Here is a 12,934-nt window from a genome sequence, read left to right as displayed (position 1 = left end):
TCGGGAACGACGGAGTTTAGAGTTTTCCTAGTAGATCCTTTGCGAATTCGCTCAGCGTATCGTCGCGCGCACCCATGATCACGATGCGATTTCCGGGCTGGGCGATCTCGACGATCCGCGAACCGCAATCCTCGCGGCTCGCGATATGTTCTGCATTGCCTCCGGCGTCCGTGATCATCGCCACGATCCGCTCGCTGCCCTCGCTGCGATCGACGGTACCGCCGAAATAGACCGGGTCGGAGAATATCGTCACATCGTCCTTGCCCAGTTCGCGGGCGAAGGTCTCGGCCAGTTCATGGCCCATCTGGCGCAACGGGCCATAGCCATGGGGCTGGAAGAACGCGATCACGCGGCCCGGGTGCGCCTTTAGCGTCTTCAAGGTCGCGGCGCATTTCTCCGGGTTGTGGCCGAAATCGTCGATCACGGTCACGCCGTTCGCACTGCCGACGATATCGAACCGGCGGGCCAGCCCTGCGAAACCTGCCAGTGCCTCGACCGAAGCCGCGACCGGCACGCCCGCCGCCGCTGCGCTTGCAATGGCTGCCAGGGCATTGGCGAGGTTGTGCCGCCCGGGCATGGCAAGGCGCAGAGGGTGTGTGCTGCCATCGTGGCGATCGATCACCAGCGCAGCCTGCTGGGTCGGACCGTCGGCATGGCTGCCCGGCACGATACCGATTTGTGCGCGCTCCTGGTTCAGGGCGAAGGTAATCACCTCGTTGGCGCGCGGGAGCAGGGCGACCGCTTCCTCGTCATCGGCATTGATCACCGAAATCCGGCTGCGTTCGAGGAAATCGCCAAACAGCGCGCGCAATTCCTCCATCGATTTGTGGTCGAGCGAGACGTTGAGCAACACGCCCACTGCCGGGCGATAGAGCGCGATCGAGCCGTCGCTTTCGTCGACTTCGCTGACGTAGAGAGATTGCCCGCCGACCACCGCGCTGGCGAAGGGACGCTCTTCGGAGACGAAGTTCTTCATCACCGCGCCATTCATGATCGTCGGCTCGCGCGCGGTGGCGTGGAGGATCCAGCCCAACATGGCGGTAACGGTCGATTTGCCGCTGGTGCCGGCCACGCCGATTCCGGCTCCGCTGGTGTTGAAGAGGATCGAATTGAGCTCTGCACGCGTGAGGCGCAGGCAACCGAGCTGCTTGGCTTTTGCGATTTCTGGGACAGTATCCTCGATCGCGGCAGACGCGACGAGCACCTGATTGCCGCTGGTGATCCCGCTGCCGTCCTGCGGATGCAGCGCGAAGCCCTGACGTTCGAGCGCGGCGAATTTTTCAGGCGTGCGCCCCTGGTCGAAACTGCGATCCGATCCCGCAATGTCGCAGCCGCGACCTTTCAGGATTTGCGCGAGAGGCAGCATGCCCGAGCCGCCGATTCCACAGAAGAAAAACGGGCGGGCGAAGAGTTCGTCGGGAGAGGGGAAGTCGGTCATGGCGTTGCGACCTAACTCATTCGTCAAACCCGCGGAAGTGAAACTGACCAGAGGTCAAAGCGGGAGTCCATGGTGTGGCCGGTGATAGCGCTCAATTCCCGCTTTCGCGGCACCGACCAGAGAGGGTAGGGTCGGGTCATGAGCACGCGGATCGCCATTTGTTGTCCGGGCAAGCCCCTGCGCCGCGCGCGCGCCGACAAGGTCGCAGCGCTGGCAGCGGAGGAGTTTCCCGAGGTCGCGCTCGAATTCCATGAACAATGCTTTGTCGAGGATGGGCACTTCGCGGGCGACGATGCAACGCGTCTTGCCGCCTTCCTCGAATGCGCCAACGATCCGGATATCGACGCGATCTGGTTCGGGATGGGCGGTTATGGATCGAATCGCATTGCGCGCGCAGCCATAGGCGGGCTGAAAGCAGCGGCAGGCGGGAAGGACTATCTCGGTTATTCGGACACCGGCACGCTTCTGGGGGCGCTCTATCGCGAAGGGATCGGCAGGCCCGCCCACGGCCCGCTCGTGGGCGATATCAGGCGCGAAGGGGGGGACGAGGTGATCCGGCGGGCAATGCGCTACCTCACCGGTGCTTCGACACCCGACGATCTCGAACCGAACCTCGACGATCGCCCTGCGGCGGCGTTCAACCTGATGACCTTGGCGATGCTGGTCGGCACCGAGTTCATGCCCGACCTCACCGATCACGTGTTGCTGGTCGAGGAAGTGGGTGAGCATCTCTATGCGGTCGACCGCCTGATGTTCCACGTCACCGAACATGTGCGCGGCATCGCCGGGCTGCGCTTGGGGCGCGTTTCCGCCGTGCCCGAAAACGATCGCCCTTTCGGGACCGACGAGATCGCGATCGCGCGCGACTGGTGCGCACGCACGGGGGTTCCCTATCTCGGCCGCGCCGATATCGGTCATGACGCCGCCAACAAGATCGTGCCGTTCGGACTTGCGGGTCGCGATTTGCGAGCATAGGCGGCGCCGCAAGGAGAGTTACCATGATTGCATTCGTATTCCCCGGCCAGGGCAGCCAGAAGGTCGGCATGGGCGCCGAACTGGCCGACGCCAGCGCTGTCGCGCGCCACACTTTCGAGGAAGTCGACGACGCGCTGAGCGAGAAACTGTTCGCCCTGATGCGCGAAGGCCCGGCAGACGAGCTCACGCTGACCGCCAATGCCCAGCCCGCGATCATGGCCCATTCGCTCGCCGTGCTCCGCGTGCTCGAGGACGGCGGGATCAAGCTGTCGGACAAGGCGAATTGCGTCGCAGGCCACTCGCTTGGCGAATATTCCGCGCTGGCCGCTGCGGGTGCCTTCGATCTCGGCTCGACCGCGCGCCTGCTGCGCCTGCGCGGCCAGTCGATGCAGGAAGCCGTTCCGGTGGGCGAGGGCGCGATGTGCGCTCTGCTCGGAGCCGATCTCGAAAAGGCCGAAGCGCTCGCCGCCGCCGCTGCGGAGGGCGAAGTGTGCGAGATCGCCAATGACAACGATCCCGGCCAGGTCGTGCTGTCGGGCCACGTTGCCGCGATCGATCGCGCGATCGCCCTGGCGAAGGAACACGGCATCAAGCGCGGTGTGAAGCTGCCGGTCTCGGCGCCGTTCCACAGTTCGCTGATGCAGCCCGCGGCTGACGCGATGCAGGGCGCGCTCGAACACACGCCGCCCGGCGCGCCGCACGTACCGCTCTATGCCAACGTGACGGCCGCCCTCGAAACCGATCCGCCGCGCATCCGCGAGCTTCTGGTGAAGCAAATCACCGGCCGTGTTCGTTGGCGCGAAAGCGTGATCGCGATGAAGGAAGCGGGGGTGAACCATTTTGTCGAGCTGGGCGGCAAGGTCCTCGGTCCGATGATCGGTCGCACCGTGGACGACGTGACGGTGACCTCGGTGGTCACGATGGAAGATATCGAAGCGCTTGCGAAGGAGATGGGATGATGTTCAGCCTTGAAGGAATGACCGCGCTAGTGACCGGCGCATCGGGCGGCATCGGCTCGGAAATTGCCCGCGCGCTGGCATTGCAGGGTGCGCGGCTCGCTCTGTCGGGCTCTAATGGCGAAAAGCTGCGCGCGTTTCGCGAGCAGCTCAATGAGGAGATCGGCGGCGATCATGTCGAGATCACCTGCGACCTTTCCAACAGCGAGAGCGTCGAAGAGCTGATCCCGGCGACGATCGACACGCTCGGCAAGCTCGATATCCTCGTCAACAATGCCGGCATCACGCGCGACAATCTCGCTATGCGGATGAAGGACGAGGAGTGGGATCAGGTGATGAAGATCAACCTCGAATCCACCTTCCGCCTGATCCGCGCCGCCGCGCGCCCGATGATGAAGGCGAAATTCGGTCGCATCGTGACCATCACCAGCGTTGTCGGCACGACCGGTAATCCGGGGCAAATGAACTACGCTGCTGCCAAGGCCGGGATCACCGGCATGACCAAGAGCTTCGCGCAGGAAGTCGCCAGCCGCGGGATCACCGCCAATTGCGTCGCGCCCGGTTTCATCCGCACGCCGATGACCGATGTGCTTCCCGACGCGCAGAAAGAAGCGCTCAACGGCCGCATCCCGATGGGCCGCATGGGCGAGGGTGGGGATATCGGCGCGGCCGTCGCCTATCTGTCGTCGAAGGAAGCGGGCTATGTCACGGGACAGACACTGCACGTGAACGGCGGCATGGCGATGCTGGGTTGATCGGGTTTATCCCCAAGATACCCCGTAAAACACGCTGGCGACCTTGCCCGAGCAATCGCACCCGTTAAGGGTAATTGTCATGTTTTCCGGCGCTGAGGGGCGATTCCGGCCCGTCTCGCGCCCAGAGGGATAGGGCCAAGTCATGAAAGCCACGATCGAACGCGCCACGCTTTTGCGGTGCCTCAGCCATGTCCAGTCCGTGGTCGAGCGGCGCAACACGATCCCGATCCTCGCGAACGTCCTGTTCGAAGCATCGGGCGACGGCACGATCAAGGTGACGGCGACCGACCTCGACCTGCAGGTGGTCGAGAGCCAGCAGGCCGTCTCGGTCGAAACACCCGGCGCGATCACCGTCTCGGCGCATCTGCTGTTCGATATCGCGCGCAAGCTGCCCGATGGCAGCCAGGTCAGCCTCGAAGCGGCCGACGGACGGATGACCGTCAAGGCAGGACGCAGCCGGTTCAAGCTGCCGACTCTGCCGCGCGACGATTTCCCGATCATCGCCGAGGGTGATCTGCCGACCAGTTTCGCGCTTCCCGCGCAGACGCTGGCCGAGCTGATCGACCGCACCCGGTTCGCAATCTCCACCGAAGAGACGCGGTACTACCTTAACGGCATCTTCTTCCATGTCGCAGACGAGGACGGCCCGGTGCTGAAAGCCGCCGCCACGGACGGCCATCGCCTCGCGCGCTTCACGCTCGATCGTCCGGACGGTGCGGATGGCATGCCCGATGTGATCGTGCCGCGTAAGGCGATCGGTGAATTGCGGAAACTGCTCGAGGAATCGCTCGACGGTGATGTGCAGGTCGATCTGTCGGCCAGCAAGGTTCGCTTCACACTTGCCGGAGAGGGTGGGACCATCCTCACCAGCAAGCTCATCGACGGGACGTTCCCCGATTACAGCCGCGTCATCCCGACCGGGAACGACAAGCTCCTCAAGATCGATCCGAAGACGTTCTATGCAGGCGTCGATCGTGTCGCAACGATCGCCACCGAGAAGACCCGCGCGGTCAAGATGGCGCTTGAAAGCGACAAGGTCACGCTATCGGTCACGAGCCCGGATAACGGCACGGCGACCGAAGAAGTGAAGGCGGATTACGGCGCCGAGGGTCTCGAGATCGGCTTTAATGCCAATTACCTCAAGGATATCCTCGGCCAGATCGACAGCGACACGGTGGAACTCCACCTTGCCGATCCGGGCGCGCCGACCTTGATCCGCAAGGATGAGAACAGCCCTGCGCTCTACGTCCTGATGCCGATGCGCGTCTGAGCGCGGTCTGCGGGCTATGCGTATTTCCCGCACGATCGCTGCCGCGCTTGCGCTCTTTGCTACGCCCCTGTCGGCACAATCGGGGACGAGCCAGCCGGCTTCCGGACAATGGCGGTTCGACACGGACGCCGATCTTTCCGCCACGCTCGACTGCTTCGAAGCCGCCGGCCAGACAGTGATCGCCGCTCATCGCGGTGGTCCGACGCCCGGTCTGCCCGAGAATTCGATCGAGGCGATGGATGCGCTGCTCCATGCCGTGCCCGCGATCATGGAAGTGGACGTCGCCGTCAGCAGTGATCGCATGCTGTTCCTGCTGCATGACGACACGCTCGATCGAACGACAAACCTCACCGGAGAGGCCGCTGCGCTGGATTGGCGCGCGCTGTCGCAGGCCCGTCTGCGCGACGAGGCAGGCTGGGTCACGCCCTATCGTATTCCAACGCTTGAGCAGGCATTGCGCTGGGCGAAGAACCGCACGGTGCTGGAGATCGATTTCAAGCGCGATACGCCGCGCGACGATGTGATTGCCATGATCCGCGCCGAAGGGATGGCACAGGGCGTCGTCCTGATCGCCTATTCGCTCGACCAGGCCAAGGAACTGCACGCGCTCGCGCCCGAAATGCTGGTGTCGTATTCGATGGAACGGCCTTCGGCGCTCGAGGAGGCGGTTGCGGCGGGAATTCCGGCCGATCGCCTGCTGGCCTTCACCGGCATTCGCACGCCGCGGCCCGAGCTTTACAACATCCTTGACGATGCAGATGTCGAGGTGATCTTCGGCACGCTTGGCGGACGCAATTCGATCGATAACCTGCTCGATCGCTACGGCATCGATGCGCGCTATGCCGAACTCGGCGAAGAAGGAGTCGACATCATCGCCACCGATCGTCCCCGCGCGGCAGGCGAAGCCTTGGCCGGAGCAGGGCGATTGCAACAGGCAGGACAGTGTGGCGTGTCGCGCAGCGCCGAATGATCGCCCTGTGCCTTCGCACACCTAACGACTGATCACGCGGCTTCGGCGAGCTCGTCCTCTTCATCCAGAAAGGCTCGGATTGCGGCGACGCTTTCCTCGCTATGGGTGAGCAGGAACAGGTGGCCGCCATCGGGAAATTCGACCAGCCGAGCATTGGGCATCAGTTCGGCGAGCAGCTTGCCATTGGCGGGGACAACGATGTTGTCGTCGCCGCCCATCATGACCAGCACATCTTTCTTCAAAAACGGAAGAGCGAGCGCGCTGGTCCAGCCGAGCATGGCGATCAGCTGGTAGACGTAGCCGCGCGGGGAGGGGGGCGTGATGCGGCCGATATGGCTGCGCTTGGCCTTCGCGCCGGAATCGCGCATCACTCCGCCATAGAGCGTGGCGAAATGCTCGTTCATGAAGTCGGCGTCCACATAGCGGCGCGGATCGACCATCTTCGTAAGGGCCGAGAGCTTGCCGGGTACCATGAGCATGCCCGGGCTCGTCGCGGCGAGGATCAGCTTTCGGGTGCGCTTGTGGTGCTGGAGCGCGAAATGCTGCGCCATTGCGCCGCCCCATGACACGCCCATTACGTCGACTTCGAGCACGCCGAGCCGATCGAGCAGCTTCTTCGCCACCCAGCTCATCGTGAAAGTGTTGTAGGGCACCACCGGATCGGGCGAACCACCAGTGCCGGGCATGTCGAACATGATAAAGGCACGTTCGCCGAGCGCTGCAGCAAGCGGCGCAACGGCTTCGATATTCGCGCCAATCCCGTTGAAGAAAAGTACCGGAGGGTGGTCGAGATTGTCGTCGAGCCGCCAGTGGGCGATCCGCAGCGTGCGTCCACCAATCTCGTCTAGGTAGACGGTAGCGCTGTCCATCGGATCGGTCATTCGGTAGCCTTTCGAAACTTGTATAGCAGCCCTGTCAGCATGCTTCACGCACGTAAAGGCCCGGCGCCGATTCACGCTCCGGAAAATCCTTGCTGCCCAGGCCTTTGGGCGCGGCGACCTTTTTTCCGGACCGTTTTTGCAGCCACTGCATCCAGAATGGCCACCAGCTGCCTGCGACTTCCTCGGTGCCCTCGAGCCATTGTTCTGCCGTTGCGGGCAGTTTGCCCTTCTTCTTCTGGACGAAATACTTCGCCTTGGGATTGCCCGGAGGGTTGAGGATCGCCTGCATATGGCCGGATTGGCTCAGAACATAGGTGACATCCTTCGATCCGAACAATTGCGTCGAGCGGTAGGTCGCGCGCCACGGTGTGATATGATCGGTCACGCCGCCCAGGATGAACAGGTCGGCATCGACTTTCGACAGATCGACCTTGTGATCGACCATATCGACATCGCCCTTTTTCGTGAAGGCGAGCGATTCGTAGATCGTCAGGAAATCTCCCATCAGACTGCCCGAAAGGTTGGTGGCGTCGGCATTCCAGTATAGCACGTCGAAGGCGGGAGGATCCTCGCCCAGAAGGTAATTATTGACAACGTAGTTCCAAATCAGGTCGTTGGGCCGCAGCCAGGCAAAGCCCCGCGCGAGATCGTCTCCCTTGATCACCCCAGCCTTGTCGGCCCGGCGGTGCGCCAGGGTAAGACCGTTCTCGCTGATCAGCGATCCGGCTTCGATATCGTTCTGCTTGGGATGAAGCACGCAAACCATCAGTGTTAGCGAACCGAGCAGATCGTCTCCGTCGGCAGCCATCTTGCTCGCCAGCATCGCTGCGGTCTGTCCGCCCGAGCAGCCGGCCGACACATTGACCTTGTCCGACCCGCTGATCTTGGCTGTTACCTCCATCGCCTCGCGGCAGGAGCGGACGTAATCCGCCATATTCCAGCTACCCTGTTCCCTGGTCGGGTTTTTCCAGCTGATGACGAAAGTCTGCATGCCATTGTCGACAAGATATTTGACGACCGATTTCTCGGGCGAGAGGTCGTTGATGTACATTTTGTTGATCTGCGGTGGGATCGTCAGCGCCGGGACAGCATAAACCTCTTCGGTGCTCGGCGTGTATTGAACGAGTTCGAACATCTCGGTGCGGTGGACCACAGCACCGGGGCTGGCGGCAATATTCTCGCCCAGTTCAAAGGGCCGCTTGTCGACCTGGCTTACCATCCCCTTGTTTTCGGTGATGTCGCGATAGGCGTTCTTGAGGCCCTTGATGAGGCTCAATCCGCCGCTGTCGATGGCACGTTTCTGCGCCGTGGGATTGCCCGCAAGTGTGTTTGTCGGCGCAATGGAATCGATGATGATATTGGAAATGAACCGCGCCCGATCGCGCTCGAGATCGTCGAGTTCGAGATCGTCGAGCCAATCGGCCATGCCTTTCTGCACAGCCAGGTAATATTGCGCGCCTGCCCGCATGAAGGGATTGTATTGCCAAGCCGGGTCCATGAAGCGCCGATCCTTGGGGTGCGGCTTCAGCTCCGAAGAGCCGGTCATGATCTTGACCATTTCGCTGCCCATCGCCTGGCTGTGGCGCATCAGCCTGGCGGGGTCGGCAGCCGTCTCGCGCAGCAGCACGGCGACCGCGCCGAGAATATCCTCGCGCGTCAGCCCGATAAGCGGGCCCAGCGCAGAGGTCGACTGCGCAGCTTCATCTTCCAGTTCGGGCATCGGTGTCTCCCCCACTTGTCCCTGGCTTCGGTGCGCGATTGTTTTTGCGCATCTCGATTCATCAAACGCTTTCCTAAGATGGCGGTGCCCTGCTTGTGAGGAACCCGCATCGGATGCCGGGCGATCGGGTGTGATCCAGGAGGGTACTCCGCCATGCCGCAGGCAATTGCGGCGAACATGCCGTTCGCGCGCTGACGATCACCGGGGCGGCACGCTCCGAGCTTCGATCATCGCTTCGATATCGACGAATTTTTCGCGCGGTGCGCCGTCGCGTGCTGCGGCGGTTTCGGCTTCTTCGATCTTCTTCCAGTCCTGGAAGGTGACGATGTCGAGCCCGCGATGTTCGGCGAAGATGTCGAACGCCTCGCGCCCGCGCTTGCCACCTTTGCCCAGCGCACCGCTGGCCAGGTCTTCCTCGATCCGTTCGACCACGCCAAACCCGTCGGGCTTGTTGGTGCCGATCGTGCCCGATGGTCCGCGCTTGGCCCAGCCGACGGTGTAGAGACCGGGGAGGATGCGACCCTCGTCATTGGCGAAGCGGCCTGCGCGCTCGTCGAATGGAATGCCTTCGATCGGCGCGGTCAGATATCCGATTGCGGTGAGCACGAGCGAGCAGGGGATGCGGTGGATTTCTCCAGTGCCGACGGCGCGTCCGGCTTTGACCTCCGTACGCTCCACCTCGATCGCACAGACCCTCCCATCCTCGCCGAGGATCGTTTTCGGGCTTTCGAAGAAGTGGAAATCGATTTCGACCGCCTTGTCGGATCTTTCACTCTCAGGGATCGCGGTGAAGCTGCGGAGATGGGCAACCGATTTTCGCAGGCCAGGCTCGAGCAGCGTGTCTTCCTCTTCATCCGGCAGGTCGTCGGGATCGACGCGTGGCGTTGCGCGCTCGAGATGCATCAGTTCGCCCAGTTCCTTGGGCGTCATCATGATCTGGTGCGGCCCACGCCGTCCTAGCAACACGATCTGACGAATGTTCGAGCGGCCGAGCAGATCGTAGGCGTGGGCCACGATGTCGCTGCCCTCGAATTCGTCGGGAGTCTTCGCCAATATGCGCGCGATATCGAGCGCGACATTGCCCATTCCCACGACCACCGCCGTCTCACCCGACAAGTCGGGGTCGAGATCTGCGAATTCCGGATGGCCGTTATACCAGCCTACGAAGGCGGCGCTTCCATAGATGCCGTCGAGATCGGCACCTTCGATGGCCAGTTCGCGGTCATGCGGAGCGCCGGTCGCCACCACGATGGCATCGTACATCGATTGCAGTTCGGCGATCGATACGTCTTCACCCACCGTCACATTGCCGACGAAGCGAACATGGTCGGTCAATGCCGTTTTCTCGTAACGGCGGGACACCCCCTTGATCGATTGGTGGTCGGGCGCGACCCCCGTCCGGATGAGACCGTAGGGAACCGGCAGGCGGTCGAACATGTCGACCCGCACGTCCTCGCCCCATTTCTTCTGCGCCGCCTCGGCAGTGTAGTATCCTGCCGGGCCGGAGCCGATCACTGCAATATGCCGCATCGTCTCTCCTGCTTCGCCCGGAAAGTTAACCTTGCCGGTCTTTGTGTTCGAAGGATGCCCTTCGCGCCTCGTCTTTGCAAGACGGCTTGCCGCAAGCATGATCCGTCGTCGCGATTAACCACCTTCTAATGTCATGCCTGTATGCCACGGTCCGTGGAACATCCTCTAAAAGGGACAGGGGGGTGTTTTCGGAGGGACAATGCTCAGCAAGTTGCGCAAGAACGCAGCGGGCCATCGTGTCGAACGCGGCGGGCTGCTCACCGGAATGAGCCGGGACGATATCGAGCAGAGCGTTCTATTGATGCGCGAGTATGAATCGAGCGGCCAAGGGTGGTTCTGGGCGACCGACAATCATGGGATCGTGACCTAATTCTCTCCGCGGACGGCGGCTACGCTTGGAATGGGTGTCGACGAGTTTATCGGCAAGCCTCTCACCAGGATACTGATCGATGATCGCGAGATCGAGGAAAGCGAATGCGAGGAGGGCCGTGCGCGCGGACTGAAAATCTACCCCGCCGGGCGCAAGGAGTTCAGCGACATCGTCGTGCGCTCGCACAATGACGAGGTCGAACAGCGCTGGGCGTTGAGCGGCTGTCCGCAGCGAGACGCGCAAGGCCAGTTCACCGGGTTCTGCGGGCATGCGTCCGATGTTACCGAACGCCGTCGCAGCCAGAACGAGGTCTCGCGGCTCGCGATGTATGACTCTTTGACCGGACTTTCGAACCGCTTGAGCCTTTCGAGCCAACTCGACCGGCAGATGCGGGTCTGTACGGCTGCGAAGCGGGCCTGCGCGATCATGCTGCTCGACCTAGATCGCTTCAAAGCGGTGAACGATACGCTGGGGCACCAGGCAGGTGACGAGTTGCTCAAGCAGGTCGCCGAGCGTTTGGTTAACGTCGTGATGGAAGAATTCGAGCTCGGGCGTCTGGGCGTAGACGAGTTCCAGATCATCTTGCCCGACATCGACGATCGAGCGCGATTGGCCGATACCGGTCAGTCGATCGTCTCGCTGCTGTCGCAGCCCTATTCGGTCGATGGCAATCGCTGCCTGATCGGCGCGTCGGTGGGGATTGCGATCGCGCCGTATGACGGTGTTACCAGTGAGGAACTGGTCCGCAGCGCGGATCTTGCGCTCTATTCGGCAAAGGGCGGGGGACGCGGTCAATTCCGGTTCTATTCGGCCGAATTGCACGACAAGGCGCGCGAGCGAACGGCGATCGAAGATGCGCTGCGTGACGTGCTCCTCAACGAGGAGCTCACGCTCGCCTACCAGCCCTACGTCGATCGGGATACCGGCGAGGTGATCGGATATGAAGCGCTGATGCGCTGGCACCACAAGGACATGGGCGACATTCCCCCGGCCAAGTTCATTCCCGTTGCCGAGGAAACGAACCTCATCGCCAAGCTCGGGGAATGGGCGATCCGCCGTGCGTGCATGGACGCTGCGCAATGGCCCGAACACGTCTCGGTTGCGATCAATTTCTCGGCCACACAGTTCCGGCAAGACGGTCTCGCCTCGATGGTGGCGAATGCGATCGCACAGGCCGGAATCTCTCCCTCGCGTCTCGAACTCGAAATCACCGAGAGCGTGTTCATCAGCGATCTGGAGCGCACCGACACCCTCTTCCGCCAGTTGAAGAAACTGGGCGTCAGACTGTCGCTCGACGATTTCGGAACGGGGTTCTCCTCGCTCAGCTATCTGGGGCGCGCACCGTTCGACAAGGTCAAGATCGACCGCACTTTTGTGGTCGGCTCGACGGATCGCGATAGCCGCAACCCTTTCATCATTTCGGCCATCGTCAGCGTTGCCAAGGCGTTGGGCATGGTTACGACGGTGGAGGGTGTGGAAGCGCTCGACGAACTCGAACTCGTTCACAGCAAGGGCGTCGACTATGTCCAGGGCTTCCTGTTTTCCGAAGCGATGTCGCACGAAGACGTGCTCGAACGGATGGCCGACGGCCGGCTGATCCTCAAGGCCGTAGGACCCAAGCGCAACCGCGCCGAGCGTCATAGCGTGTTCCGCAAGGTCGGCGTGATCCACGGGGATCATCGCTACGACGTGCGACTGCGCAACCTCTCTCGCTCCGGCGCCATGATCGAAGGGATCGCCGAAGTCCCGGTCGGCACCGAACTCGTGCTCGACCTCGGCGGCGGCCAGCTTGCTCTGGCGACGGTGCGCCGCTCGGAAGAGGAACGGCAGGGCATCGAGTTCGAGAACACGCTGATCAGCGACGGGAATGACGGGTTGTGCACCCGCTTCCGCATCAGCCCCTATGCGCTGGCCGCTGCGGGCATGCCGCTGCAGGCATTGCCGCCCGGGGCCTATCCGCTGGCCCACAATGTCGGGGCGGCCGGATCGGGTGTCCCGGCGTTCAACACGCGTAGCTACGCATCGTCGGAAGATATGCGCTACGCCGGATAAGCCGTCGGCATCTGCGC

Annotated in this window: 11 protein-coding genes; 7 read left to right on the top strand and 4 right to left on the bottom strand. The window is 62.5% G+C overall.

Annotation, left to right across the window (positions count from 1 at the left end; genetic code table 11):
- Positions 1-16 precede the first annotated feature (16 nt).
- A complete protein-coding gene (locus GRI68_RS05995; protein ID WP_160616406.1) occupies positions 17-1,438 on the bottom strand; it encodes a glutamate ligase domain-containing protein in 1,422 nt (473 codons plus the stop codon).
- Positions 1,439-1,576: 138 nt separating this feature from the next.
- Here GRI68_RS05995 and GRI68_RS05990 point away from each other — a divergent pair, with 138 nt between their 5' ends.
- The 5 genes from GRI68_RS05990 (at position 1,577) to GRI68_RS05970 (ending at position 6,364) form a co-directional block, all read left to right on the top strand.
- The gene (locus GRI68_RS05990; RefSeq protein ID WP_160616405.1) at positions 1,577-2,413 is read left to right on the top strand and encodes an LD-carboxypeptidase; all 837 of its coding nucleotides are present in this window, start codon (positions 1,577-1,579) and stop codon (positions 2,411-2,413) included.
- A 23-nt stretch (positions 2,414-2,436) separates the two neighbouring features.
- Positions 2,437-3,372, top strand: coding sequence for an ACP S-malonyltransferase (gene fabD / locus GRI68_RS05985; protein WP_160616404.1), 936 nt, complete (start codon positions 2,437-2,439; stop codon positions 3,370-3,372).
- Entirely contained in the window at positions 3,372-4,124 is a 753-nt protein-coding gene (gene fabG / locus GRI68_RS05980) for a 3-oxoacyl-[acyl-carrier-protein] reductase (RefSeq protein WP_160617863.1), read from the top strand. Before fabD ends, fabG begins: the two co-directional genes overlap by 1 nt.
- Positions 4,125-4,266: 142 nt before the next feature.
- A complete protein-coding gene (dnaN, locus tag GRI68_RS05975; RefSeq protein WP_160616403.1) occupies positions 4,267-5,394 on the top strand; it encodes a DNA polymerase III subunit beta in 1,128 nt (375 codons plus the stop codon).
- Between the two features lie 16 nt (positions 5,395-5,410).
- Positions 5,411-6,364, top strand: coding sequence for a glycerophosphodiester phosphodiesterase family protein (locus tag GRI68_RS05970; RefSeq protein ID WP_160616402.1), 954 nt, complete (start codon positions 5,411-5,413; stop codon positions 6,362-6,364).
- Positions 6,365-6,396: 32 nt separating this feature from the next.
- On the opposite strand, the gene GRI68_RS05965 is transcribed toward GRI68_RS05970, so the two are convergent.
- From GRI68_RS05965 to GRI68_RS05955, 3 genes are all read right to left on the bottom strand, one after another.
- On the bottom strand, positions 6,397-7,245 hold the full coding sequence (locus GRI68_RS05965) for an alpha/beta fold hydrolase (protein WP_234028724.1): 849 nt from the start codon (positions 7,243-7,245) through the stop codon (positions 6,397-6,399).
- A gap of 34 nt (positions 7,246-7,279) precedes the next feature.
- Positions 7,280-8,965 carry a PHA/PHB synthase family protein gene (locus tag GRI68_RS05960; protein ID WP_160616401.1) on the bottom strand — a complete coding sequence of 562 codons (1,686 nt, stop codon included), beginning with the start codon at positions 8,963-8,965 and terminating at the stop codon, positions 7,280-7,282.
- Between the two features lie 198 nt (positions 8,966-9,163).
- On the bottom strand, positions 9,164-10,495 hold the full coding sequence (locus GRI68_RS05955; RefSeq protein WP_160616400.1) for an FAD-dependent oxidoreductase: 1,332 nt from the start codon (positions 10,493-10,495) through the stop codon (positions 9,164-9,166).
- A 199-nt stretch (positions 10,496-10,694) separates the two neighbouring features.
- On the opposite strand from GRI68_RS05955, the gene GRI68_RS05950 reads away from it, so the two are divergent.
- Both GRI68_RS05950 and GRI68_RS05945 read left to right on the top strand, forming a co-directional pair.
- Entirely contained in the window at positions 10,695-10,865 is a 171-nt protein-coding gene (locus GRI68_RS05950) for a hypothetical protein (RefSeq protein WP_160616399.1), read from the top strand.
- A 30-nt stretch (positions 10,866-10,895) separates the two neighbouring features.
- A complete protein-coding gene (locus tag GRI68_RS05945; protein WP_160616398.1) occupies positions 10,896-12,917 on the top strand; it encodes an EAL domain-containing protein in 2,022 nt (673 codons plus the stop codon).
- Positions 12,918-12,934 lie beyond the last annotated feature (17 nt).

The organism is Alteriqipengyuania halimionae (assembly GCF_009827575.1).
Lineage (GTDB): Bacteria > Pseudomonadota > Alphaproteobacteria > Sphingomonadales > Sphingomonadaceae > Alteriqipengyuania_A > Alteriqipengyuania_A halimionae.
Note: the sequence above shows the minus strand (reverse complement) of the source record. Positions and strands in the feature narration are given on the sequence as shown.